Source organism: Paenibacillus sp. FSL H7-0940, from assembly GCF_037979415.1.
GTDB classification, from domain to species: Bacteria; Bacillota; Bacilli; order Paenibacillales; family Paenibacillaceae; genus Paenibacillus; species Paenibacillus amylolyticus.
This window is the reverse complement of the sequence record NZ_CP150280.1, coordinates 2,483,631-2,509,876: the sequence shown is the minus strand read 5'-3', so window position 1 is coordinate 2,509,876 and position 26,246 is coordinate 2,483,631. Positions and strand designations below refer to the sequence as shown.

General features: G+C 44.0%; 24 protein-coding genes. 21 read left to right on the top strand and 3 right to left on the bottom strand.

Going from position 1 to position 26,246, the window contains the following annotated elements:
- The first annotated feature begins 165 nt into the window (after nt 1–165).
- Both MHB71_RS11025 and MHB71_RS11020 read left to right on the top strand, forming a co-directional pair.
- Nucleotides 166–771 carry a pentapeptide repeat-containing protein gene (locus tag MHB71_RS11025; protein WP_340029586.1) on the top strand — a complete coding sequence of 202 codons (606 nt, stop codon included), beginning with the start codon at nt 166–168 and terminating at the stop codon, nt 769–771.
- A 142-nt stretch (nt 772–913) separates the two neighbouring features.
- On the top strand, nt 914–1,297 hold the full coding sequence (locus tag MHB71_RS11020; protein WP_340029585.1) for a hypothetical protein: 384 nt from the start codon (nt 914–916) through the stop codon (nt 1,295–1,297).
- Nucleotides 1,298–1,454: 157 nt separating this feature from the next.
- Here MHB71_RS11020 and MHB71_RS11015 read toward each other — a convergent pair whose 3' ends face one another.
- The gene (locus MHB71_RS11015) at nt 1,455–2,960 is read right to left on the bottom strand and encodes an MFS transporter (protein WP_340029584.1); all 1,506 of its coding nucleotides are present in this window, start codon (nt 2,958–2,960) and stop codon (nt 1,455–1,457) included.
- A 140-nt stretch (nt 2,961–3,100) separates the two neighbouring features.
- Here MHB71_RS11015 and MHB71_RS11010 point away from each other — a divergent pair, with 140 nt between their 5' ends.
- The 9 genes from MHB71_RS11010 (at nt 3,101) to MHB71_RS10970 (ending at nt 13,326) form a co-directional block, all read left to right on the top strand.
- The gene (locus MHB71_RS11010; RefSeq protein ID WP_047842841.1) at nt 3,101–3,940 is read left to right on the top strand and encodes a MerR family transcriptional regulator; all 840 of its coding nucleotides are present in this window, start codon (nt 3,101–3,103) and stop codon (nt 3,938–3,940) included.
- A 382-nt stretch (nt 3,941–4,322) separates the two neighbouring features.
- Nucleotides 4,323–5,801: an ABC-F type ribosomal protection protein gene (gene abc-f, locus MHB71_RS11005; RefSeq protein WP_340029583.1), complete on the top strand. Its 1,479-nt coding sequence runs from the start codon at nt 4,323–4,325 to the stop codon at nt 5,799–5,801.
- 151 nt (nt 5,802–5,952) lie between these two features.
- Complete coding sequence (locus MHB71_RS11000; protein ID WP_036608234.1) at nt 5,953–6,519, top strand: helix-turn-helix domain-containing protein; 567 nt, start codon at nt 5,953–5,955, stop codon at nt 6,517–6,519.
- 354 nt (nt 6,520–6,873) lie between these two features.
- Nucleotides 6,874–8,028 (top strand): glycosyltransferase, encoded by a 1,155-nt coding sequence (locus tag MHB71_RS10995; protein ID WP_076249421.1) that lies wholly within the window; start codon nt 6,874–6,876, stop codon nt 8,026–8,028.
- Nucleotides 8,029–8,065: 37 nt separating this feature from the next.
- The gene (locus MHB71_RS10990; RefSeq protein WP_338708741.1) at nt 8,066–9,373 is read left to right on the top strand and encodes an aminotransferase class III-fold pyridoxal phosphate-dependent enzyme; all 1,308 of its coding nucleotides are present in this window, start codon (nt 8,066–8,068) and stop codon (nt 9,371–9,373) included.
- A 42-nt stretch (nt 9,374–9,415) separates the two neighbouring features.
- Entirely contained in the window at nt 9,416–10,447 is a 1,032-nt protein-coding gene (locus MHB71_RS10985; RefSeq protein ID WP_036608226.1) for an alcohol dehydrogenase catalytic domain-containing protein, read from the top strand.
- A gap of 92 nt (nt 10,448–10,539) precedes the next feature.
- Nucleotides 10,540–11,784: an MFS transporter gene (locus tag MHB71_RS10980; RefSeq protein ID WP_051449724.1), complete on the top strand. Its 1,245-nt coding sequence runs from the start codon at nt 10,540–10,542 to the stop codon at nt 11,782–11,784.
- Nucleotides 11,785–12,051: 267 nt separating this feature from the next.
- On the top strand, nt 12,052–12,645 hold the full coding sequence (locus tag MHB71_RS10975; protein ID WP_340029582.1) for a DUF1349 domain-containing protein: 594 nt from the start codon (nt 12,052–12,054) through the stop codon (nt 12,643–12,645).
- A 39-nt stretch (nt 12,646–12,684) separates the two neighbouring features.
- Nucleotides 12,685–13,326 (top strand): HAD family hydrolase, encoded by a 642-nt coding sequence (locus MHB71_RS10970; protein ID WP_047842847.1) that lies wholly within the window; start codon nt 12,685–12,687, stop codon nt 13,324–13,326.
- On the opposite strand, the gene MHB71_RS10965 is transcribed toward MHB71_RS10970, so the two are convergent.
- Nucleotides 13,323–14,138 carry an AraC family transcriptional regulator gene (locus MHB71_RS10965; protein ID WP_051447072.1) on the bottom strand — a complete coding sequence of 272 codons (816 nt, stop codon included), beginning with the start codon at nt 14,136–14,138 and terminating at the stop codon, nt 13,323–13,325. The genes MHB71_RS10970 and MHB71_RS10965 overlap by 4 nt on opposite strands.
- A gap of 295 nt (nt 14,139–14,433) precedes the next feature.
- Between MHB71_RS10965 and MHB71_RS10960 the strand changes: the two genes are divergently transcribed.
- The 3 genes from MHB71_RS10960 to MHB71_RS10950 all read left to right on the top strand — a co-directional run bounded on the left by MHB71_RS10960 (nt 14,434) and on the right by MHB71_RS10950 (nt 17,311).
- Nucleotides 14,434–15,576 (top strand): FAD-binding oxidoreductase, encoded by a 1,143-nt coding sequence (locus MHB71_RS10960; RefSeq protein WP_340029581.1) that lies wholly within the window; start codon nt 14,434–14,436, stop codon nt 15,574–15,576.
- Nucleotides 15,573–15,860 (top strand): hypothetical protein, encoded by a 288-nt coding sequence (locus MHB71_RS10955; protein WP_340029580.1) that lies wholly within the window; start codon nt 15,573–15,575, stop codon nt 15,858–15,860. The genes MHB71_RS10960 and MHB71_RS10955 overlap by 4 nt, the downstream gene beginning before the upstream one ends.
- A 215-nt stretch (nt 15,861–16,075) precedes the next feature.
- Nucleotides 16,076–17,311, top strand: a complete 1,236-nt coding sequence (locus tag MHB71_RS10950; RefSeq protein WP_340029579.1) for a cytochrome P450 — start codon at nt 16,076–16,078, stop codon at nt 17,309–17,311.
- A 98-nt stretch (nt 17,312–17,409) separates the two neighbouring features.
- Here MHB71_RS10950 and MHB71_RS10945 read toward each other — a convergent pair whose 3' ends face one another.
- Complete coding sequence (locus MHB71_RS10945) at nt 17,410–18,849, bottom strand: DHA2 family efflux MFS transporter permease subunit (protein ID WP_076249946.1); 1,440 nt, start codon at nt 18,847–18,849, stop codon at nt 17,410–17,412.
- 282 nt (nt 18,850–19,131) lie between these two features.
- Here MHB71_RS10945 and MHB71_RS10940 point away from each other — a divergent pair, with 282 nt between their 5' ends.
- The 7 genes from MHB71_RS10940 (at nt 19,132) to MHB71_RS10910 (ending at nt 26,246) form a co-directional block, all read left to right on the top strand.
- Nucleotides 19,132–19,737, top strand: coding sequence for a TetR/AcrR family transcriptional regulator C-terminal domain-containing protein (locus MHB71_RS10940; protein WP_340029578.1), 606 nt, complete (start codon nt 19,132–19,134; stop codon nt 19,735–19,737).
- Nucleotides 19,738–19,782: 45 nt separating this feature from the next.
- Nucleotides 19,783–20,316, top strand: coding sequence for a GNAT family N-acetyltransferase (locus MHB71_RS10935; protein ID WP_340029577.1), 534 nt, complete (start codon nt 19,783–19,785; stop codon nt 20,314–20,316).
- A gap of 73 nt (nt 20,317–20,389) precedes the next feature.
- Nucleotides 20,390–21,064, top strand: coding sequence for a response regulator transcription factor (locus MHB71_RS10930; RefSeq protein WP_340029576.1), 675 nt, complete (start codon nt 20,390–20,392; stop codon nt 21,062–21,064).
- Entirely contained in the window at nt 21,061–22,431 is a 1,371-nt protein-coding gene (locus MHB71_RS10925; protein WP_340029575.1) for a HAMP domain-containing sensor histidine kinase, read from the top strand. The genes MHB71_RS10930 and MHB71_RS10925 overlap by 4 nt, the downstream gene beginning before the upstream one ends.
- Nucleotides 22,432–22,654: 223 nt before the next feature.
- Nucleotides 22,655–23,635 (top strand): alpha/beta hydrolase, encoded by a 981-nt coding sequence (locus tag MHB71_RS10920; protein ID WP_340029574.1) that lies wholly within the window; start codon nt 22,655–22,657, stop codon nt 23,633–23,635.
- A 193-nt stretch (nt 23,636–23,828) separates the two neighbouring features.
- The gene (locus tag MHB71_RS10915) at nt 23,829–24,749 is read left to right on the top strand and encodes an alpha/beta hydrolase (RefSeq protein WP_076327689.1); all 921 of its coding nucleotides are present in this window, start codon (nt 23,829–23,831) and stop codon (nt 24,747–24,749) included.
- 39 nt (nt 24,750–24,788) lie between these two features.
- Nucleotides 24,789–26,246, top strand: a complete 1,458-nt coding sequence (locus MHB71_RS10910; protein ID WP_340029573.1) for an alpha/beta fold hydrolase — start codon at nt 24,789–24,791, stop codon at nt 26,244–26,246.

The following is a 26,246-nucleotide window of genomic DNA, read 5'->3' as shown; positions in this document are numbered from 1 at the left end:
AGGGGCGCTTTATGCGTTCCTTTTTTAGTTTTCAGATTTTACTCATAAAAAAAGTAACTTGACTTTTGCGGGCATTTAAGCAGGTACTTGACAGCGGTGTGGTATAGTATAAAAAGTTCTTTTAATGAAGAAAGACGGAGAAATATACAATGTGGGGTGTAACCAGTGTATCAATATAAGGATCAGGAATATGAAGCAGTACATTTTGAGGGACGTGACCTGCGCTATGGAGAACTCATAAGCTGTGTTTTCAAACAGTGTACATTTATGAACGCTTCTATGGAAGAAATCGAAACGAGTAACTGTCGTTTTATCGAGTGTGACTTCAAAGGGGCTTCCATGAATGGTTCGATTCATACGGAATCGGCTTTTGAAAACTGTACCTTCTTTGGTGCGAATCTCTTTGCTTCCAAATTTAGCTCCTGCAAGATGACAGGCTCAGACTTTTCAGGTGCGCAAATGGATGGCATCACACTAAGTCACGGCGATTGGTCCTATACAAATCTGAGACATACACGTTTGGGGAAACAGGATCTGAGAGGAATTCGTTTCTTTGAGGCTGACTTTACGGACACGGATTTCACCAAAGCGGATTTGAGAGACTGTGATCTTACCCGAGTTGTATTAAGCAGAGCCAAGCTTCAAGGGGCCGATCTTAGAGGGGCTAACCTGGAAGGAATCGATCTGAAATCACTGGATATCAAAGGCGTACGTTTGGATCGCGAACAAGCCGTTATGTTTGTGCGCTCGTATGGTGCGAAAGTAGACTAAGTTGAGTTGAACATACACAGCATGAAGCCGCCATTAAGGCGGCTTTTTTGACGTTAAAGCTTTCCCATTCAAGCAAATTGGCAGGAATAAGAGATCTAAACAAGAAGTAGTTAACATAAGTTTCAACTAAAAGGAGGTTATCATGACCGTCACATTAATTATTATTGTCGCTATTATTGTCTTTGGGCTTATAACAGGCACGATCACTACGATTATGGCATTTAAACTGCTACGTAACAATAAAGAGAAACATTACCTTCGCAAGAGCATTCTGATGGACGGAATTCCAACAGAAGCAATAATTCATGATATTGTGCAGACATCATCCAGTAGGGATGGAAGGCCTGGCGTGCGATTGGATCTGACTGTAACCCAAGTTGACGGGCGCACCTTCCCAACAATTGTAGAGACTTATATTCCAATCACACATATTCCCCATTTTCAGAAAGGAAATGTCATTAACGTAAGATACATTGCGATGGGGAATGAACGAAAAGTTGAGGTAGAGGATGCCTATCTTCCGTGAGGTGCAGCAAGGTGGTAAGCTTCGGTTATCAGGCATATCAAAAACCATTACCTGAAACAACTCAGGTAATGGTTTTTGACGTTAATTTAATTGAGTTAATCCTCTTCTTTTGACATATTTCGTATATACCTCGCTTTGTTTCATGAAGTGAATTTCATTACATTTTAACGCTGTGCTTGTGGGTTCGTTTCAATCGCACAGCAACCCAACTCATAATCAGAGCAGCAATGAACAGAAATACGGTCACACCTGCAATGACAACAAAGAAGGATTGGTCAAATGCAGCAAAGGCGGCATTTTTGAGCGATTCAGCAGACGCAGCAGGCAAGCTTTCGGCAGCGATAAGTGCTTCATCCAGACTGTCCTTCGCATTGGCTGGCACACTAATCCCCGCAGGAATCTTCATAGCGAGTGTGTAGAAAAGGGTCGACATGCTTCCGATGATTGCAATACCGGATGCTCCGCCCAGCTCATAACCCACTTCCTCAATGGAAGCGGCCATGCCCGCTTTGTGTGGTGGGGCATAACTCATAATGGAATGTGATGCAGCGGTCATCCCTGATCCAAGACCTGCACCAAGCAGTGCCAAGCCGATAATCTGCCCAGTGAACCCAGCATTGAAATACATCAGATACGTCCCCATGCCAAGGGCAGCGATGAAGAGGGTGAAGCTTTTGATATATACAACATCCACACGGTGCATAATAGCCCCCGTAACAGGTCCGGCGATGAGTGCTGCAACAGGTATGGATACGGTGAATAGTCCAGCCTGAAGCGGTGACATGCCTTCCACCAGTTGAAGCCGCTGAGTGACCATATATTGCACACCCATTTGTGCAAACAAGCCAACCAGTGCGGTAATAAAGCCGGTACTGAATCTTGGGATTTTGAATAAGGACAGATCCAGCAGCGGATTGGGACTGTTATTCTGACGGCGAATAAAGATGATCAGGGACAGAACACCGATCACAGCAGCTATGATAGCGAGTGTCAGAGATCCTTCGCGTCTTGTGAATTCCTTAATGGAATAGATAATTCCGACCATGGCAATCATGATCTGAATGGAACTGGTGAAGTCCCACTTTTTCGATGCATCCCCTTGATGTTTAGGGATCATTTTTAAGGCGAATACAAAAGCGATAATGGCTATGGGCAGGTTAATCAGAAACACAGAACCCCACCAGAAGTGTTGAAGAAGCAGTCCACCAACAATCGGTCCCAATCCAGCACCACCTGATGCAATGGAACCCCAGATGCCGATTGCCAGTGCGAGTTCTCGCTCATTCGTAAACGTAACTCTGATAATCGACAATGTCGCTGGCATCATCATGGATGCACCTACAGCAAGAAGAATTCTGCTCATGACTAGCATAGCCGGTACTGGAGAAAAGGCAGCAGCAAGAGAAGCAGCAGAAAAGACGACCAAGCCCAAGGTAAATATTTTTTTATGACCAAGACGGTCCCCGAGTGTTCCCATTGCAGGAAGAAGACCCGCCATGACAAGGGAGTAACCGTTCAGAATCCATAATTTCTCCGAAGCAGATGCACCGAGATCATGGGTCAAGCTGGGTAAGGCTGTGTACAGGATGGTCATATCCATCACAATTAGTAATAGTGCACTTGAGACAATAACAAGAATCATCCAGCGTTTGAATTTTGACATGTTTCCCTCCGACGATATGAATAACTTACAATTCAAAGACTAAACTATCGGGTAACCCTATAGTCAAACTTTTCTTTACACACTATAATGCATGTATATTGATAAAACTTAGACTACATATGTACATGGAGGGCCCTTAGATGGCTGGACATCACGCACAACACTTTACCACCAGTGAATTTGCCAAGATCTGCGGAGTGACCAAACATACCTTGTTTCATTATGACCAGATTGAGCTGTTAAAGCCTGAATATACCAATGCCAAGGGCTACCGCTATTATGGTATGCAACAAACGTATGTGCTGGATGTCATACATGTGCTGAAAAAGGCAGGAAGCTCACTCCAAGAGATTAAGTCGTTTATTCAAAATCAGAATACACCATTGTTAATTGAGCTGTTTGAACAGAAATTAAAGGCACTTGAGTTGGAGCAACAACGAATCAAACGTATGCAAAAGCTGCTAAGTGGTGCCATTGAAATGACGAAACAAGCCACGGATGCTTCTCCTGAAGGGCTGCATATCGAACAATGTGAGCTGGAGTATTTTATTACTGTTCAACTGGAGCAAGGGGATGGGGATAAGGAATTTTTCCGTAAGTTCATTGAATACAGGACCCATTGTGATGAACAGATGATTGATTATGAGTTTCCGGTATGGACGATCCTACGTCAGGAGCACTATGAGGCAGGAGAATACTATCCGGATTACTTTGGCAACAAAATAAAAGCTCCAATTTCAGGGGAAACGATATGGATTAAGCCAAAAGGGATGTATGCCGTCATGAATCATCGAGGTTCATACGAAAGCATGCCGGAGACGTATTCCCTCATGAAAGAGGAGATAGAAAAAGAGGGACTGCAAGTCTGTGGACATGTGTATGCACTGGACCTGCTCACTTATTTTGCAGAAAGTAATCCCGATGAGTACATCATCAAAATTTACGTAGAGGTGTGTAAGCCAGAAAACACAATGGTTTAACGGTACGGGGATGGAAGATGAGATCGAGGCTACACTGTCTTGACCCATATCGTATTCCATGTTAAGTTTTCTGTATTAAATTTTGAACTTTCAAAGGGGGATAGAGTCATGACTGAATTAGAGGTTGTGGATGTTTATGTGGACCTGTCAACAAACATGAACAGTGGCATGGTTCACAATATGACTAATCAGAATCCGACACTTTGTCCTCCTATGCATAGATCTACTTGGCGCTGAGTGGTTTATCGCCAGGTTTCTTTATTGTATAAGCGAATCTAAATTCTGATTATGTTCAAATATTAAAGTGAGGGAATCCATGCCATGTTCTATGGTGAAATCCCGTCAGTTTACTTTTATATTTCACATAAAAAGGATGATATGCATGTCTTTAATCAACGTTACCAACCTGACCTTTGCTTATGAAGGCAGTTACGATAATATATTTGAAAATGTCAGTTTTCAGTTGGACTCCGATTGGAAATTGGGTTTTACCGGAAGGAACGGCAGAGGCAAAACGACATTCCTCAATCTGTTGCTTGGCAAATATGAATACAGCGGACATATCTCTGCGAATGTTAGCTTTGAATACTTTCCTTTCCAGGTAGAAAATAAGGGAGCCATGACCGTTGATGTCATCGGCGAGATTCATCCTGAATATCTACACTGGCAAGTTGTGCGCGAGCTTAACCTGTTAAAAGTGTCAGAAGATGTGTTGTATCGGCCTTTTGATACGTTATCCAACGGAGAACAAACAAAGGTGATGCTGGCTGCTTTGTTCCTGAAGGATAATCGGTTTCTGCTCATTGATGAACCTACCAATCATCTTGATCTTCATGCAAGACAAATTGTCAGTAATTATCTTGGTAGCAAGAGTGGATTTATTTTGGTATCTCACGATCGATCCTTTCTAGATCACAGCGTGGACCATATCCTTTCCATCAATAAAAGTAACATCGAGATTCAGAAAGGCAATTTCTCCGCTTGGTGGGAAAATAAAAGAAGGCAAGATCAGTTTGAACTTGCGAGTAATGAGAAATTAATAAAGGATATCAAGCGTTTATCCGATTCAGCCAAACGGACCGGTGGATGGTCGCATGAAGTTGAAAAAACCAAAAATGGTACGAGAAATTCCGGCTCCAAGGTGGATAAAGGATATATCGGGCACAAGGCTGCCAAAATGATGAAACGTTCCAAAAATATCGAACAAAGGCAGCAATCTGCGATTCAAGAGAAATCCAAACTTCTCAAAAATATCGAGAGTGCAGAACGTTTACAGATTCATCAGCTGGATTTTCACAAGCAGGAACTTGTTGAATTGGAACATGTGTCGATATCATACGGCTCCAATACGGTGTGTAAGGATGTCAGTATCACGGTTGAACAAGGGGATCGTATTAACCTGTACGGTAAAAATGGATCTGGCAAATCAAGCATTCTTAAACTGATCTGTGGTGAAGATATCCCTTATACAGGTCTTTTCCGAAAGGATCATCAGCTTAAAATCTCGTATGTGTCGCAGGACACGTCCGATCTCGGAGGACATTTATCTGAGTATGCGGCCACACAGGGGATTGATGAAAGCCTGTTTAAATCGATACTTCGAAAGTTGGATTTTTCCAGACTGCAATTGGAGAAAGATATCTCAACGTTTAGCGCAGGTCAAAAAAAGAAAGTGCTCATTGCCAAAAGTCTTAGTGAGAAAGCTCATCTGCATATTTGGGATGAACCACTCAACTTTGTAGATGTCATTTCACGTATGCAGATCGAAGACTTACTCTTGGAATACTCGCCAACCCTGCTTTTTGTAGAGCATGATCGTGAATTTTGTACAAATATTGCAACGAGAATCATCGAACTGTAAGTAACGTGAAAGATAACCATGCTAAGAGCCGCCAAATGGCGGCTTTTAGTATTACTCGTGAGGAAGTATGCTATAATTTTATAATCTCATCCAATCATTTGATGGATGACTAGATCAATTGTAGACTAATTCGCCAAGAGGTGTAATACCAATGAAAAAGGAAATGACAACAATCAAACAAACCAGGCTTCATTCCATTTTGGACGAGGCCACCAAATTGCTGATTGAAAAACCGAATGCATCCATGAATGAGATTGCAGAATCTGCAAAAATCGGGATCGCTACGTTACATCGATACGTGGAAAGCCGCGAACAGCTCATGGTATATCTCGGATTACGCGCAATCGAGGTGGTCAGTGAGACCATGAAAGAAATCCAACTGGATGAGGAGCACTGTGAAAAGTACATACCTGAGCTGATCGAGGCGCTGATTCCATTAGGCGACAAAATTTATTTTCTGGCTCATGACACCACCATTAACTATAATCCCGAGATTGAGGGAGCAGATCTGAAACTAAGAGAACCGGTACTCCATGCGGTCGGTCTGTTACAACAGAAAGGTTATTTCCGCTCCGATCTCGATAAAACCTGGATTGTCGATGTGCTGTATTCCATCATGTTCCTGACGTGGCAGCAGGTTGTAAGTGGTCATATCGCGAGAAAAGCAGCCCCTGCACTTGTGGTGGATACGTTTTATCATGGATTTAAGCAGCGATAGCTAAAGGTTAATTCAGCGAGAATCAATAGATTTCCATCAAGCGAACACCCCAAAAAAAGTCGAATGTATCGTTAGATACACAGACTCTTTGAGGGTGTTTTTTTGCGTTCACAACAGCGTTTCTCAGTGCGCAAGCTACAAAAACTTGATTTTCTCACATATTCAAATATTAACAGAGTTCAGAATTTAAGATTTCCAGTTTACAAAAAAAGATATAAATTTCTAGTAGATTCAAATCATTACCAAATAAAGACAAAATATTCAAACGAGGAGGCCGGACAGAAGCACATGCAATTGTGCAGTTCAAAGTCAGCTTATGTACTCATTCCATCAACCCAAATCAGGAGGGATTCCATGCTTTACACCATTATTGTGCCAGTCAACCAGGACTATAACATTTTGAACCTGTTCACAGATTCGCTACTCCGGACGGTAAGCCCATCCACTCAGATTATTTTCATCAACGATGGTTCCGGCTCAGCAGTCTTTCAACATCTGGATAAACTGAAGCAAGAAGTAAGAGAAGGTGTGACCATCGAGATTCTTCAGCATGATTTTCCACTCGGTTGCGCCGTGTCGATTAATAGCGCACTGAGCCTAGCCAAGGGAGAGTACATTTTCTTCCTGGATTCTGACACCATTCTTCAACCGAACTGGCAACCGATGATGAAAGAGACACTGGATAGCGATATTACGATTGGCATGATTGGGGGCGTTCTGTTGTATCCGCAAACAGGAGGCGTGCAGCATTGCGGCATTGCTTTTGCGGACACCATCGGCCGACACCTGTTCCTGAACGCATCTCCTGATGATATCCCAAAAGAAACCTTCTCTGTTCAACTGGTGGTGTTTGCCATGTTTGGCATGAAGCGGGAGGTGTATGAGACCATCGGCAACCTCGATGAGAAATTCTTTAACGGATACGAGGACTTTGATTATCAGATGCGGGCACGAGCTGCCGGATACGATACAGTCATTAATCCGAATATTCAAGCATATCACTGGGAACGCAGCAGCGGCATTCACCGCAACTTCAACCGGAAGAACAATCTGGCACGATTCTGGAAAAAGTGGGGCGGTCAAATCGAGGCTGATGTGTGGCCATTCGTTTTCAGTCATCTGAAAGCACAGCTGGAAAGCCAAGAGGAATACCAGCATCTGCCGATTGTCGGGATTGACCTTGCCGAGGTTCGAAGCGATGCCGATACATTCTGGAACAAGCTGGAGGAAGCCGAATTTGCAAATGTAGCCGAAGTACGGGACTATTCAAACCGCTTTAATTCCAACGGGGCCATCTGGCTGCCACAGGTACTGGGCAAGGAATTGATTCATAGTGAGAACCGGTTACTGTTTTTGGTGGACAATTTCGCCCGTTTGCTGGAGAACCGCTACTGGATTGAGATGAGACATGCTCATCGAGCCAAGGATCTGATCATTGATCTGTATGGCAATGTGATCACGATGGATCGCATATACGATGGATGCTGGCCTGGAACCAAAGTTCGGTAATTCACTCACAACGAAAATAAACAGGGAGGTACTTAAGGTGAAAGAAAAAGAGAGCACGCTCGATCGTGCCGTACGGTTTACCCGTAATCTGGAGTGGTTGGAACAAGTCGAGAAGGTAATTCCGAGCGGATGCAGCACTTTAGCCAAAGCACCTGAACGTTTATTTCCGGGCCATACCCCCGTATGTTGTGCAGAGGCTTATAACTCCCGATTTACAGATATCGACGGGAATGAATGGCTGGATTGCGAAATGGCCATGGGTACGGCGCCATGGGGCCATGCCAGACATGAAGTCCAATTAACCGTCATTCACCAGTTGAAAAAAGGGACAAGCTTTTCTTTACCTGCCGACATCGAGCTTGAATGTGCCGAGTTGATTCTGGAGCGGTTCGAGGGTCGTTATCCATCGCTGCGCTTCACCAAGAGTGGTGCTGATGCAGTGAGTGGGGCCGTGCGTCTGGCCCGTGCCGCTAGTGGCAAAAGCAAGGTTATTGCGACAGCTTATCATGGGTGGCACGACTGGTCTGCCTACGGTTATTATGGTGGCCAGACGAAAGAACGTGGCATCCCCGTGGATATCGAGCGTTCAACGATCTGGGTCAACAAGCCTACTACGGAGCGAATTGAGGCTCAGATTACCGCGTCTCCCGAGGATATCGCATGTATTGTTCTATGCCCCAACGAGTGGAAAAAGGATGCGCTGGAGGAAGCCGTAAACCTATGTCGGTCTCTGGACATCATTATCATATTCGATGAGGTAACTTCCGGTATTCGAATGGGCAAGCAGGCTACAGCAGGAGAATATGACATCTGGCCTGATCTGCTCTGTATCTCTAAAGGTATGGCCAACGGTTTACCGCTCGCAGCGGTTATGGGGCCTGAGCACTTGATGTCTTTGTCAGGACAGGTCAGATTCAGTAATGCCCATTCCAGTGAAACGACAGCGCTCGCGGCAGCTATTGCCTGTGAACGATTAATGAAAAATGCGAAAGTATGGCCGACTTGGCGTGATCCGGCAACCCGGATCATGGATCGTCTGGAATCTGAACTTGTGTTACTCGGATTGACGGATCAATTGGAAGTGAGAGGGACTTATGCAAGCTTCTGCATTCAATCCTTGGCTGAAGATAACTTCCAAACCGATCCTTTCCGCGAGTTCATGGTGAAGAGAATGGCTCACTTCGGCATTTTCACCAAAGGATACTTTATTTTCTCTGATGCCCATACACGGGAAGAATTGCTATGGGTCGAGGAAGCGCTGTTGCAGATCCTGTCAGACTGGAAAGAGATTCAGAAGCAGGAACATCTTCATGCGATGCAACTTTCGAAAACGTTTGAAGCTTAATCCATAGATCATAATCAACAATCCACTAGGAGGAATTATTCAATGAAAGCACTCGTATATCAGGATCTCAAACAGGTGACTTACCAGGAGATTGAGGAGCCAACCATTCAAAAGCCAAACCAGGTGAAAATTAAAATCTATGGTTCCGGCATCTGCGGTACAGATCTGAATATTGTCAAAGGCAAAGTGCCTGCGAATAAAGGAACGATCATTGGTCATGAAGGCGTAGGCACAGTGGTTGAGGTGGGCGACGACGTTCGTGGTTTCAAGATCGGTGATCGGGTATTGGTTGATCCCACGCAATCTTGCGGTACCTGTTCATACTGCCGTGAGGGTCTGTTCATCTACTGCGAGAATTTTGATGATTATCAAGTAGGGATGACGACACACGGAACCTTTGCTGAATATTTTGTTGGGGACGAAAAGTATATCTATGCCATCCCGGATTCCATGAGTTGGGAAACGGCCATGATGATCGAACCACTGGGATGTGTACTTCAGACGTTCATGAAAGCAGGAACTAAGCCAAGTGACTCTGTACTCGTCCTTGGTTCTGGAGCAATCGGTTCCCTGTGTCAGCTTGTTAGCAAACGATTGGCAAGGCTTACCGTAGGCACGGAAGTTGATCCATACCGCAAAGAGTTCGCTTCAGGGATCGCGGATCATGTGTTCTATCCTCAGGATCTGACACTGGATAAAGTATACGAGATCAATAATAACAAAAAGTTTGATATTGTAGTGGACGCGGTTGGTAACCAGCTTCATGTAGGGTTTGAGCTGATTGCCAAAGGCGGCAAAATTATTCCTATGGGATATGACGACAGCTATGAGGTGACGTTCAAATCAACAGCCGTGATTAATGATGGCATTAGTATCATCGGTGCAGTTGCTAATCACTCGATGATCAGTACGGCACTGAAATTTGCCCAAAGCATCCCGGAACTGGAACAGATGGTGACAGCCAAGGAACTGCTGAGTGATTATGAACAGGCCTTTAATGGAACGATTGGTTATGACATGCATACTGGAGAGAAGTTGCCGATGAATTCGGTCAAAACAGCTCTTATCCTATAAGAGGTACTATAAGCATGTAGACATTAGCGGGTTTGCCGCTGCGAGAAGTTGGAATTCGCAGCGGTGAAAACCGCAGAAGGAAGGGATATCGATTGAAATTGCTTCAAGATTTGCCGAAGAATCCACGCTACTCCATTTTACTCGAACCGGTATGGGCCATTCCGGGCACGATCGTTCTATTCTACGCTCCTTTATATATGAAGGAAGCCGGACTTTCGGACATAGAAATCGGTTTAATCAATTCGGTGAATCTTTATTTTGCCTTTATCTTTCAATTGTTTGCAGGTTCCATTACGAATAAGCTGGGACGAAAACGAACAACACTGATCTTTGATCTGCTTGCCTGGAGTGTTCCCATGTTCATCTGGGCCTTCTCCCAGAACTTCTGGCTGTTTCTGATCGCTTATTTACTGAATGCAACATCCAAGTTTGTAACGGTCGCCTTTAACTGTCTGATCATAGAGGATGTGGAGGAACACAAACGATCCAAGGTATTTGCCATTCTCAACATGATCATTACAGGGGCTGGGGTACTCACGCCTATTGCCGGGGTGGTCATTGCTGATTATGGTATTGTGCCTACACTCGCCAGCATTTACTTTGTCGGAGGCATCCTCATGACCGCCATGTTTTTCATTCGTAACCGATACACGGATGAGACCGAGGTCGGCAAGGAACTTATGGGATTGCATAGTAAAACCCGCGTGCTTCAGAGCTTGGGTTCAAGTCTGCGCTTGTTCGGCAAATCGTTCTACAAACGGAGACTTTTTCCGATTATTCTGATCACGGTGTTATCCAATCTGATTTTGCAGCTGAATTTCTTCCAGGTCATATTCTTCAAGGAACAGTTGAAATTTGATGACCGTGTTATTTCGTTTATCCCAGTAGTGACTGCGGTAACCGTCATGCTGCTCTATCTGGTCATCATTCCGCGATTGAAACGGCGTTCGGAAGAAAAGTATGTTGGTTTTTCCATCGTGCTTAGCACGGCCGGAGCCATTCTGTTTCTGTTGATCCCTGTGGGGAATATAGGGATGTTGTTTCTCACGCTAATCGTGCTCGCTGCGGGTAACTTCATTTTGCAGACGTACCGGGATTCCCTGCTAATGAACCGATTGGGTACGCATGAGAAAGCCGATATGTTCTCGGCCGTGCAGACCGTCATGACGCTTACAGCCATTCCATCCGGTTACCTGACGGGCCTGCTCTACCATCACAATCCAACACTGTTATTCAGCGTCATTCTTGGTCTATATGTTGTACTCATGGTCATTATGTTTTTCCTGCCAGATCCACAAAAGCACTCCCAAGTGCTGGAACCTTACAAAAATATGTAGAAAAAGGGGTTTACTGTATCTGGAGCGAATATGTAGTACAGAAAAAAACTAGTAAATGCATGTTCAAAAAGAGCGGTTTTCAGTACCGAGAAGATGGGATGAAGCTAGAAATGGAGTAGCGGAGCGTAGATAGAGCTACGTGAGCAACGGACATTTCGGCTGAATGCCATATTCGATGCTGATGATGCCACTAGGCATCCTTCGTAATCAAAAGCGGACTTTTTGAACTACCTCTAGAACATATTTTAACTTGGGAGGCTGCTAAAAATGACTAACGTAATGACAACAGAAGCACGGAAGCAATGGAGCTGGATGAACGAGCCCGAAATCTGGTCCTATACGGATCAGGGAGGTGTGCTGGTGGAGGCGAAAGCGGACACCGACTTTTTCCAGGACCCTGCGGGCAAGCATATTCGTGCAACTGCTCCTTTCTTGTCCATGCCTGTGCCTGGCGATTTCGAAATCACAACCCAATTAACCGTTGATATGAAAAATCAATATGATTCCGGATGCCTAATGGTGATGGCGGATGATCGTAACTGGTGCAAAATTTGTTTTGAGTATGATGGTAAAGCGCCTACCATCGTGTCGGTGGTGACACGTGATGGTTCATCCGATGATTGTAATTCGGTTGAAGTCTCCGTACCTAATCCCTATCTGCGTATACGCAAAGTAGAGGGCTGCATATCATTCTTTTATTCACCCGATGGGGAAGAGTGGAAACTAATTCGATATTTCGGCATGCCGATACAAGGGGAACTTCGAGCTGGATTAGTTGTTCAGTCGCCGACTGGAACGGGCTGTACGTGTCACTTTTTATCCGTGAACGTTACTCATCCGGACTTGACCGCACGTTTCTAATCCGCTCCCCCGGCCGATCATTGGAGGGAGAACAGGTTCATGGTAAAAGCTTTTATATTTGATTTTGATGGACTCATTGTTGATACAGAGACACCTTGGTATTATGCGTTTCGCGATATTTATGAAGAGCACGGAGTGGAACTTGGTCTGGAGCTATGGTCGAAAAATGTGGGGACATCCTTTGAGGAGTTTCATCCATTTCTGTATCTGGAGCAAGCGCTCCAAAAAAAGATAGATCATGATCATATCAAATTGCTCTCTGAACAAAAATACGAAGTCTATTTGGGACAGGCCGCCATTCTTCCAGGGGTGTATGAATTGCTTCAGTCTGCGAGGGAAAAGGGGATTCAGCTTGCGGTTGCTTCCAGCTCCACACGGGACTGGGTGCATGGTTACTTGCAGAAATTAGGCATTTTTGATTATTTCACAGTCGTTCATACATCCGAGGATGTGAAGCGAGTGAAACCGGACCCTGAACTGTACCTTCTTGCTCTCCAGAGTCTTGGGATCGAGGCTTCCGAAGCGATTGTGTTCGAAGACTCACCTAATGGCTTGAAGGCAGCCAATGCAGCAGGTATTCGGTGTATCATCGTACCTAACGAGGTAACGCGTGGTCTGGAATTCGCCATGCATGAACTGCGGTTATCCTCGCTGGCCGAGATTGATGTGGAGGCGCTCTAATCCAGATACTGCTTGCGTAGCTCGATAGGGGAGATCCCTTCGTATTTTTTGAACACTGATCCAAAGTAACTGGCACTGTTGAAACCAACGGCTTTGGCTATTTCATGAGCGGTCGTAGCGTTATTTTCGATGAGCATTTCCTTGGCTTTCAACAACCGATATCGCATCAGATATTCCAATGGAGTCATTTGAAATTCTTTTTTGAATATCCGATTGAGGTGCTGCTCGGTAACGTCCATCTGCTCAGCCAACAAGGGGAGAGAAATATCCTGATGATAATTTTGTTTGATAAAAGTAATGAGTTCATCCAATCTTAATCGGGCATCAGAACGTTCGTAAGCACTATAGCGTTCACCTTCAATGGTTAATCTGACCAAAAGCATGTACAGTAATGCGGATACGTGCCAGATCTGATCCTTGTGCCGGGACTGCAGCGCCAACGTAATTTCACGCAACAGGATATGAAGCATTCCATCCGGCTTGAAGGCGCGCAGCTCCCCGATCTGCAAGGTATGCAAGAACCGTGGCAACAAATAGCCATTGAAAGACAGACAATCAAATCGTAATGAATCACTCAGATTGTGGTAACGGTAGGTTACCTCCGGGAACAAAATGAGAGCGGTCCCTTTTTTGATCGAAAATTCATGATTCTTTGCTGCGATTCGCCCTGTTCCTCCGATGCACTGTACAATGCTGTAATCCCGTGAATGGTCGCTCCAATTCATCAATTCATCAACGGTCAACTGGTTTTGCCCTGTAATCATGAGCGGCATATCGGTATCCAGCGGATTCCCCATACTAGGTTTCGGCATCGTCGTGTTATTCCTCTTTTCGTTAAAGGATCATGTGCGTAAGTGGCGTGGTTACAGCGTTAAAAGAAACCTAGAAAGAATTATATTACATAAATGGAATAATTTTAATTGAATGACGGGCAATATATAAAACGTTTTCATATAAATGCTTCAACGATTATTAATTGGATGAATGAGTATGAACTGTAGTCTGATCAGCCTCTATTTATGGATCTAAAAGTACGCCCGCCTTGCCAACAGAATGCGAAACGGTATACGCTATAACGAATGAGTGATTAAGGGAAGGGATGCAAACATGAAGAAAGTCATCGTAGTCGGATCGGGTATTCTGGGGGCATCAACAGCCTATCAATTAGCCAAGCGGGGCGCAGAGGTAATCATCGTAGATCGAAAAGATATAGGACAGGCAACGGATGCAGCTGCCGGTATCATCTGTCCATGGCTGTCACAGCGTCGCAATCAGGACTGGTATCGGCTTGCCAAGGCAGGTGCGCGGTTCTATCCGGGCATCATAGCGGAGCTTGAAGGCGAAGGAGAAACGGAAACCGGTTATGCTCAAGTGGGCGCGCTTAGTATTCATACGGACGTGGACAAAATCAACAAGATGGAAGAGCGGGCCCATCTTCGCAAAACAGATGCGCCGGAGATTGGCGACATTACACCTTTTGATGCCAAAGAAACCCGTGATCGTTTTCCATTGCTGGATGAACGTTATCAATCGGTACATATCAGCGGTGCTGCACGTATAGATGGAAGAGCGCTGCGCGATGCCTTGATCCGGTCTGCACAGCGAAATGGAGCGGAAGTGATCCATGGAGACGCCACGCTTCAATTCGAAGCGGATCGGGTCATTGGTGTGAGTGTTAATGATCAGAGTTTCCTGGCAGATGAAGTTATTGTCTGTGCAGGTGCTTGGGCCAACGAACTGCTGAAGCCACTCGGCATACACTTTAAAGTGCATTATCAAAAGGCACAAATTATGCATCTACATGTCACGGATGGGGAGGATACAGGCCGCTGGCCTGTGATCATGCCTCCTTCTGATCAATATCTGCTGGCCTTTGATCAACAGAAGATTGTGATTGGTGCCACTCATGAAAATGATGTGGAGGGTTATGATACAAGAGTCACTGCAGGGGGCATGCAGGAAGTTTTGAATAAAGGTCTGGAACTGGCGCCGGGGCTAGCTAATAGCACATTCCAGGAAGTAAGAGTGGGCTTCCGTCCGTTCACACCGGGCTTTCTGCCAGTAATGGGGGCTGTTCCAGGCTGGCAAGGTCTGATTGCCGCGAATGGACTTGGAGCCTCTGGACTGACTATGGGTCCTTTTATCGGGAGTCAACTGGCGAAACTAGCTCTCGGTATGGAGCTGGATATCGATATTGAGCCCTACACTGTTGGCAAAGCAATGGATGAAATTGAAAGAGGTGAGTCATGACATATTCACAACGTGTATCCGATGGAGCGAACTCGTCCGACATCATATATCTGGAGCATCAGATCGGTACGACGAAAGAAGAACTGCGAATAGCTTTGGAGAAACAAGAAACGTACAAACGCGAATTGTCGGAATTGAAGTCATCACTAATCAGGAATGTATCGGAAGACAGTTCTGAAGAGCAAATCTTAATGGAGAAGGCAAGCCAAACGAAGAACTTGATTGAAACCCTGTCTGAACAACTGGAACAACTACAGGAAGCATTAGCGAAACTAGGCGATTGATCGGTTCGTATGACTTATCTCTCTGAGACATCGACAGAAATAATATACGATACGTATAAAACGAAAACCCCTTATATTAAGGGGTTTTTCTGATTTAGTTCAAATGGTTTATATCAATAAATGAACGCATGGTATAAAATGGAATCAGGTGCTGAACTGTCAATTCAGGTACCCATGTAACCAATCACGAAACTATGCTGAGAGGTGGATTCCAAATGTATAAAGAAGTGATACGTGTTGAGGACATCACGGGGTTTCAGTCCAGATCTGAAGAGTTTTTCCCACTTCACTGGTTTCGAAAAATGCTGTCCGAGCATCCAGTGTACTATCACGAAGATACAGACACCTGGAATGTGTTCAGATACGATGATGTGAAGCAGGTCCTTAGTAATCATGAGTATTTTTCAGCCGAAGGAACCCGGACGACCATTGCCGTTGGAGCAAAGAACAATGAAGGCACACCTCCAGACAAATTAAACATATCAAGTATCGATCCTCCCCGTCATCAAAAAAGTCGTTCGTTGTTATCCGCTGCTTTTACACCGCGTAGTCTGAAAAACTGGGAGCCACGAATTCGCAACATTGCAGAGCAGCTGGTAGCCGATATTGAGCCAAATACGACGATTGATATTGTTCAAGCGTTGGCCGCTCCGCTACCTTCGATGGTTATGGCCGATCTGCTTGGCATCCCTCTTACAGACAGCCATCGCTTCAAGAACTGGGTAGATATTCTGTTTCAACCCACCAATCCAAAGACGGCTGAGGAGAGTGAACTGAAAAAGCAAACTGCAGCGCAAGAGTACTATCAATTCCTGTATCCTATTGTGGTTCATAAACGGACTCATCCTGGTGAGGATATCATTACCGATCTGTTGAACGTTGATGTTGAGGGGGAGAAGTTCACGGAGGATGAGGTTGTTCGCACGACCATGCTTCTGCTTGGAGCCGGTATAGAGACAACGAGTCATATGGTTTCAAATACGTTCTATTCCTTCCTCTACGATGACCCGAGCTTGTATGGCCAACTCAGGCAGAACCCCGAATGGGTTCCGCTCGCAGTGGAAGAAATGCTTCGTTATAGGTTCCATAATGCCAAGCGACATCGGACAGTAAAGCAGGATAATCAACTGCTCGGAGTGGATATGAAAAAAGGAGATGTTGTCATCTCCTGGATGAGTGCAGCCAATATGGATGAGCAGATATTTGAAGACCCCTTTGAGCTGAATATTCATCGTCGGAATAACAAAAGACATATTACCTTTGGTAATGGCCCACACTTTTGTCTAGGGGCCCCGCTGGCAAGAATGGAACTAAGCATTGCCTTGACAGCATTTGTGGAGAAGATTGCTCGGATTGAACCGGTGGAGTCCTTTGATCTGGAGAATAATCTGGCCACTTCAGCTCCGGGACAGTCATTGACCCATCTGCCAGTGAAGATCGTTGCGGAGTGAGAAGGAATCATACGGGACACAACCTAAAAAGCGGCAGATCAGACGTAAACGTCTTGATCTGCCGCTTTGTTATGCAAGCAATTATGAGGCTGGACACCTTAATTTGAATTCATGGAAACTTTTTGTCTTACCACCTGTTTGATTTCTTCCTCTTTGGCTTGTTTGGTGCGTTTGATAAAGAAGGAAAGGACCAATCCCACAACAGCGATACCGATGATAACAACATAAGCATCATTGATACCCTGGATCATGGATTCTGTAGCAAGCTGTTTTTGACTGAGACCATTGGCTGCACCAGTCGCCATCATATCCTGTACGTGTGCCGTTGTACGGGAGGTCATGACACTTACGAGTAATGAAGTACCTACAGCGCCAGCCACTTGTCTGACGGTGTTGGAGATAGCTGTACCGTGTGCACCAAGTCTTGGTGGCAGTTGGTTAAGTCCCGCAGTCTGAATCGGCATCATGAGCAGAGCCATACCAATTCGGCGGCCGGTAGACATCAATACCAGGTATCCATAACTGGTTGAATCCGTTAAGTCGATGAAACCAATTGTGGTCACGATGGTGATCACCATCCCGATAACAGCGAGCCATTTCGCTCCAAAACGGTCAAACAATTTTCCAGCTACTGGCATTAGGAAGCCCATGACAAGTGCACCTGGCAGAAGCAATAATCCGGACTCCAGTGCAGTGTAACCACGTGCGTTCTGGAGATACAAGGGAAGCAACATCATGTCAGCATACATGATCATTGTAATCGCGATACTGATGACCGTGGTCAGGGAGAACATATTGTACTTGAAAGCCCGCAGATCAAGCAACGGAGTTTCAGACACGAGCTGACGCCATGTAAACAGGGCAAGCGAAACGATTCCAGCCGCAATGCAGATAAGAACTTCTGCACTTGACCATCCCAGACTTCCTGCTCTGCTGAAACCATAGAGCAATGCGCCAAATCCGATCGTGGAGAGCACCACACTGATTGTGTCGAACTTTGTGTTGACCCGTTCGGATACATTCTTCAGGTATACAAACGCAAAGGCAATGACAATAAGAGTTAATGGAATCATGCCGTAGAACATCGTTTGCCAAGAGTAGTTCTCGAGGATATAACCGGCAAGGGTAGGCCCGATTGCAGGGGCAAAAATGATGGCAAAACCAACCATACCCATTGCAGATCCTCGTTTTTCAGGAGCAAACAAGGTCAAAATAACGTGCATCAAGAGCGGCATGATAATGCCGGCACCCGCTGCTTGAATCATACGTCCTGTCAGCAATGTGCCAAAGTTATCTGCAAGAGCAGATACGATGGTACCAATCAGGAAAATAAACATGGAAGCTTGGAATAATTGCTTGGTTGAAAAGCGTTGCATGAAGTAAGCCGTAATGGGGATAAGCACCCCGTTCACCAGCATGTAACCTGTCGTTAACCATTGTGCTGTTGCGGCGGAGATGTTAAAATCACCCATCAGTTCCGGTGTAGCGACACTCATGATCGTTTGATTCAACGTTGCAAGGAAGGCTCCCAAAATCATGATAAACAGGATGGGGCCTTTCTTTACGGATAATTCTTCTTGAACTCTAGCCTGACTCAATCCTTTTCATCCTTTCAATCCACACGTGACTAAATTTACAACGTGTTGTATAGTTTACATTGTATTTATTGAATTATATACATATTCGGACAGATTACAATTTACGTTATGACGTGTTTTCGTCGTTTATTTTACAAATAAAATGAATTTGTTGTGTAAATCAAAAATAAACGACTGTTTGTTTAAAATTGTAATGTTTAAAATTTGATGGGAGGGATACACGTGAAAGACGAGAAGAAATCAGCCGTGGACCCAAGAATATTGCGAACACGTCAGTTAATTCGAGGTGCATTTGTTGAATTGCTGCAGGAAATGGATATTGAGAAGTTGTCAGTCAACAAAATTGCCGAACGAGCGACGATCAATCGGGTAACCTTCTACCTGCACTATCGTGATATTACGGATATGATGGAGAAGATGGCCGACGAGATGATCGAGAATATTGAACGGATCGTGGATGAATATGCCCCTCATTTTGAGAAGCAAAGAACGGAAGAGGCTTGGCCTGTTCTAGTCAAGTTACTGGAGCATTTTGCAGAGAACGCCTCGTTCTATCAGGTGGTTCTTGCTACAAAGCGCACACCGATTTTTACCGAACGACTGCTCAAATTGTTAAGTAGGCTGGTCAAAGCCAAAATTGATCGGGTAGAGATGGAAGATGAACTCGAAGAATCCGGCATTCACAAAGAAATCGCAATATGGTACGGTTCTTCGGCTCTGATTGGAACCATTGTTGCCTGGTTGCGTAATGATATGCCATATTCACCTCATTTCCTGGCGAAACAATTCTCGTTGATTCGCTCGTACTCTTATAATGACCTGATATAATCATGCTACAATTGCACCTAACGTTAATAGAGGAGGGATAATGTGATGAAATATAGTGCAGAACGTATTTATGTGAGATTTTGGAATGTGGATGATGCCTCATTGCTTCTGGATCTGCAGGTTCGCAATCGTGCGGAAATCGAGAACATATCAGCAAGTGATCGGGAGGAGTCTTTCTACAGCTTGGAAGGGCAAAGGTCACTCATTGAGAGCTGGAACAAGAAGAGAGAAGAAGGAAATCGCTATTCTTTTGGTATTTTTCTACATACAACGGATGAACTCGTCGGTGAAATTTCTTTGTTCGAGATCATACTGGATTCTACCCCAAAATGGATCCTTGGTTATGTGACGGATACTCTGCATCAAGGAAAAGGATATATGAGCGAAGCCCTGCAATGTGTAATGGAATTTGCCAAACATGAAACTGAAATTACTCGAATCGAAGCTGGCGCTGTGCCCGATAATACAGGTTCCATCCGTGTCCTTCAAAAAGCAGGATTCAAGGAGAATGGGTCACAGCCTGTGCCAATCCAGGGAACGTTGAAAGAACATACGATGTTTGCTGTGGATATACTATAAGCAAGATGTTTTAATATTTACTATACAAGTTGGACTATATATTTAAACGTAACGGAGAGGACAGAAAAAACATATGGCTACTATACTCGTTGCAGACGACGATGCGAACATTCGTGAACTCGTCTGTCTATTTCTCAAAAACGATGGATTCACAACAGTGGAAGCTGCGGACGGTAAGGAAGCTCTCACTATATATGGCGAAACTCCAGTAGATCTGGTCGTCCTTGATATTATGATGCCTGTCATGGATGGTTGGGCACTGTGTAAAGAACTCCGAAAAGCCAATCCCGACCTCCCGTTACTCATGCTGACGGCGAGAGGAGAGACTTGGGAGAAGGTGAAAGGATTCGAACTGGGTACGGATGATTATTTGACCAAACCGTTTGATCCGTTAGAGCTGACCGCTCGTGTCCGAGCATTACTGAAACGATACAAAATCGGCTCCACACACACAATCCAGTTTGGCAACGTCATTCTGGACCGTCAGACGTATAAGGTGATGAGAGGTACAGAGTCGCTTACGTTACCACTTAAGGAGTTCGAATTGCTGTATAAGCTTGCTGGAACACCAGGACAAGTCTATACACGTGAGCAATTAATCGATCAGATATGGGGTATTGATTACGCGGGAGATGATCGAACAATAGACGTACATATTAAACGCCTGCGCGAACGATTCGCGACAACACCTGATTTTCGGATTGAAACGGTGCGTGGGCTAGGGTACAGACTTGAGGTCTATGAATGATCAGATCCTTATATATTCGTGTTGTTCTGACCTTTCTGGTGTCAGTCATCACAGGCACGATTATTTCATTTTTTATGTCAACCTGGATGTTCGAAGATCAATTGAATGAAAATGCTCAAATTAACATACGCAATTTTGGCCAGGACGTTGTGCAGATTTATAAGACGCTGCCTGCTGATGAAGCAGAATCATTCGTTAGTAGAATGAAACAACTTGATTCGTATCATATTCGAATTTATGATGCAACGGGCAATTTCAAGTCTTATGGGAAGCTCAACGAACATAAATCATCCCCCGTATCGACGGATCAACTCAAGAAGGTTTTAAACGGAGGGGTTGTGCAGGACACACCTAAAGGTATCGCTACCGTTCTTTTGGGGCTACCGATCAAGACGGAAACGGGTATAAGAGCGATGTTTCTAGAAACACTCTCACCGCCCTCAGCCTCTTTTGTGGTCCAGTTTGGCTTGATTTTTGCAAGCTGTTCCTTGATTGTAGGAAGTTTGTTGATTGTGGTTGCTTCTGTATATCTGGTTAGACCGATCAAAAAATTGACCAAAGCGACCAAACGGATTGCAGCTGGAGACTTCAACGTCAAGCTGAACATTAAACAAACGACGGAGATTGGTACATTGGCCCGTAGCTTTGAAGAAATGATGCATGATCTTCAGCAGTTGGAGCAGATGCGCAGGGAATTCGTTACCAATGTTTCGCATGAGGTTCAGTCTCCGCTCACCTCGATATCCGGTTACGCTTCGGCACTGAAGCAAGTAAATCTCTCAGAACAAGAACGAAACCGTTACCTGGATATTATCATCTCAGAAGCAAAAAGAATGTCCAAAATGAGTGATAGCCTGCTGAAGCTGAGTTTGCTTGAATCGCAGTCACAGCAACTACGGCTCACCACCTTAAGCCTTGATGAACAGATCAGGCGGGTCATCGTGGCGCTTCAGCCGCAATGGTCTGGGCGCAACATTCATTTCGAGCTTGATTTGGAGAACGTGAAGGTAACGGCGGATCACGATCAGTTAAATCAGGTATGGACAAACATCATCGGAAATAGCATCAAGTTTTCCGAGGATGGCGGTATGATTAAAGTCAGTATCGAAGAGGACTTCAAAAATGTGACTGTTCGAATATCCGACACGGGCATTGGAATTCCCCTGGAAGATCAGAAGCGTATATTCGACCGTTTTTTCAAGGCAGATCGTTCCCACAGTCGTAAATACGATGGGAGTGGTATGGGACTTGCTATCGTTAAACAGATCGTGTCCCTTCATCAGGGTGACATCCGAGTGGAAAGCGAACCTGGTCAAGGCACGACCTTTATTGTCACGTTGCCCATCCATCCACCAACGGATAGTTAGGCTCACAGGATAGGGTCAATGAATAGAATATCCATCGGATTATCTAAACCGAATGTTCATGTCCTATGTAACATGCAAGCTTCCTTGTATGTTACATAGGACATTTTTTTTGCTTGTTCATACTCCGTTCATATTCCGGTCATGGGGAGTACATCTTTCTTGATTAGGATTTCTTAAGCAGCCTGCCAGGCCAATATAAAGATGAGGATAGGAGCAGATGAATGTGAATCTACAAGCAGACAGAGGAGTCCAGAGTAAAAGCAAAACCAAGAAAGTGTTAAGCATTTTGTTTAAAGTATTTTGCGCAATCATTATAGCAATCTTACTTTTTGTAGCTATCGTATATACCGTCAATAAAATCAGCAGTTATTCGGAGCAAAAAAGAATGGAACCGTATGGTCAACATGTATCCGTAGACGGAAAAAATATGAATGTGTTCATTCAAGGCGAAGGCGAGGAAACGATTGTGCTTCTGCCTGGTTTTGGAACAGCGGCACCAGCGCTTGATTTTAAACCTCTTATCTCCGAGTTATCTCCATATTATAAAGTTGTCGTTGTTGAGCCCTTTGGTTACGGATTGAGTGATCAGACCAAAAAGGAACGCAGCACAGCAAATATCGTCAGTGAAATTCATGAAGCGTTACAGCGTCTACATATTGATCGTTATATCCTCATGGGTCATTCCATTTCGGGGATCTATAGCCTGGATTACGTGAACAAGTATGCAGATGAAATAAGTGCATATGTTGGGCTGGATAGCAGTGTTCCAGCGATAAGTGAACAGAAGATTGATTCATCAGATACACAACCGATTAAATGGTTCCGCAACTTGGGTTTCGCCCGAGTGCAACTGAAACTGAGTGCTGACCCTTATGATGGACTGCCTTATGATGAGCAAACGAAAGAACAATTGAACATTCTGATACGCAAAAATATATATAATACCACGCAATTAAATGAGGCAGAAAGTATGTATTCCAACTTTAAAGCATCTGAACAACTAACTTTCCCTGTTAATCTTCCGGTTCTTTTCTTTGTTCAAAAGAATCATCCGGCAGCAGACAATTGGGTTCCGGAACACGAGAAGTTAATAGAGAACTCTGTGCGTGGTGAAGTGGTGTTGCTGGAAGCAAATCATTATTTGTATCGTTCCCATGCCAAAGAAATTGCTGAAAAATTCAGGGGATTTATGACGCAGCAGTAAATATAAATGAATTGGCTTGTTCATATTCAGTTCATATTGACGTCACGGGGAGTACATTTTCATTGGATAAGATTTCATTAGCAGCAAAAAAGAAAATCGAACTATCAGTTCAAGACAGGAGAAGATAACACTGACGACGCAGCCTGCGGAAAAGAAAACAAAGAATAGATCAAAGGCCAAAAAAGTGAGAAACATGATACTGAAAATAGTAGGAGCAATCGTAATCGCCATTATTCTATTTCTAGGTATTGTTTATATCACCAATGTGATCAGTAGTAATTCAGAGGCCAAGAAAATCGATTCCTATGGTCAGCATGTATCTGTAGACGGGAAAAATATGAATGTGCTCATTCAAGGCGAAGGCAAGGAAACGATTGTACTTCTGCCTGGTTTTGGAACAGCGGCACCAGCGCTTGATTTTAAGTTGCTCATTGACGAACTATCACCATATTACAAAGTTGTGGCGGTTGAGCCATTCGGTTATGGATTAAGTGATGCTACTGAAAAAGAACGAACCACAGAGAATATCGTAAGTGAAGTTCATGAAGCTCTGCAGCAACTCGATATTCATCAGTACATGCTCATGGGTCACTCCATTGCAGGCATTTATGGCATTGATTATGTGAACAAATATCCGGATGAGGTCACGGCATTTGTCGGAATTGATAGTAGTGTTTCAACCCAACCGGGTATGGATGCCAAATTACCTACTAAAACGTTCGCATTTCTTAAAAAATCAGGTCTCCAAAGATTGGTGGTCAAATTTAGTAGTGACCCCTATGCTGGACTCGCATTTGATGAACATACCGTAGAGCAGATGAACATGCTGTCGAATAAAAACTCGAACAGTTCCACGACTTTGAATGAAATGGACCATATTGCTTCCAATTTTAAAGGAGCCCAAGGATTAACCTTCCCTAAAGACCTTCCACTTCTACTCTTTGTACAAGCTAATAATGAAGGTGTAGAAGGATGGATACCGCTGCATGAAGGGCAGATCAAAAATTCAGTACATGGGAAAGTAATCACCATGGATGGCGAGCATTACTTGCACCATACGTTATTCAAAGAAATAGCAAAAGATGTTAGAGCATTCATGAACGAAGCGAAGTAAAAATTCTGTAAAAGTCCGTGATGAGAGAGAGGAATTCAATTGAGATTATTTGAGATACTGTTAGTTCTATCCTGTTTCGCGTTACTCATAGACCTACTATTTATTAAAAGAAGTGCAAAGAAAATAGGTTTGGGTTTGGGTATAGGAAGTAGCGTTATATTATTAGTTCAATTGTTTGTTGAGGGATACAGATGGCAGTTGCTGCTGGTATATATCATGACGGCTCTATTCATAATCATCGTTTTATTCAGACATTCCGAAAAGATGATGAACCTTAAAATAGGGAAGTTCTTGAAATATAGTTTATCTTCCTTAATCGTTATTTTGCTTGTTGGTTCTACCGTCTTGTCTGTATACTTACCTGTTTTTAATCTGCCGAAGCTTGATGGTCCAGAGAAGGTGGGTACTCAAACATTTCATTTAACAGACCAGAACAGAGACGAAATCTTCACTGAAGATCAAAGCGATAAGAGAGAACTAATGGTTCAAGTTTGGTACCCAACTGAAAACAGCAATAATAACAAGCGTGACACGCTGTTTCCAAAAGATAAAGAAATGTTCAAAAAGTATATTCAGAGCTTCTCTAATTCTTTAAAACTGCCTGAATTTTTGCTCGACTACTTGAAGTATAGTCAAACCAACTCTTATGAAAATGTTGAAATATTACCTTCTACAAGTCCTTATCCCGTGGTACTACTATCTCATGGTATGGGAACCAGTAGAGTTCTACATGTATCACAGGCCGAGAATCTGGCCAGTCATGGGTATATCGTGGTCACCATCGATCATACGTATAGCACCTTTGCTACTCTTTTTCCAGATGGCCGTGTAACGGATTATAAAAAAAGCACGACTACACTAGATGAACGTACAAAAACAGGGAGTATATGGACGAAAGATGTGGAGTTTGTAATCGATCAAATCGAAAAGCTGAATTCAGGTGCAATCGAAAGTCAGTTTAAAGGGAAAATCGATCTAGATCACATCGGCGCGATGGGGCATTCTTTTGGGGGTGCAACCGCGTTTAATGCAACGTATTTAGATCAGAGAATCAAGGCCGGGGTTAATATGGATGGGTCACTATATGAAGTGGAAAATAGAGATGATATAAACAAGCCGTTTATGTTCATCCGATCGGGAAGTTTTGAAGACTGGTTTGCCAACTTTGAAATAGATAGAAATTCGGATGATGAAGTAACTAAATCTCTTTCAGATGAGCTGCACATTATGAAAAATGTTATGAATCATGGGGGAAAAGTGATCTATGTAGAAGGAACCCAGCACTTCAATTTCACGGACCTTCAGTTCTATTCAGAGCTGGTTAAACTGTCCGGTATCACAGGAGATATCAATGGTAAAAGAGGATCAAACATCGTAAATCAATATGTACTCGATTTCTTTAACAAGCAACTGAAAGGAACGGGTGGAGATCTGATTCAGGGACCAAACGACTTGTATCCGGAGGTGAAATTTGTAGACCCAGAAGAAATCAAATAA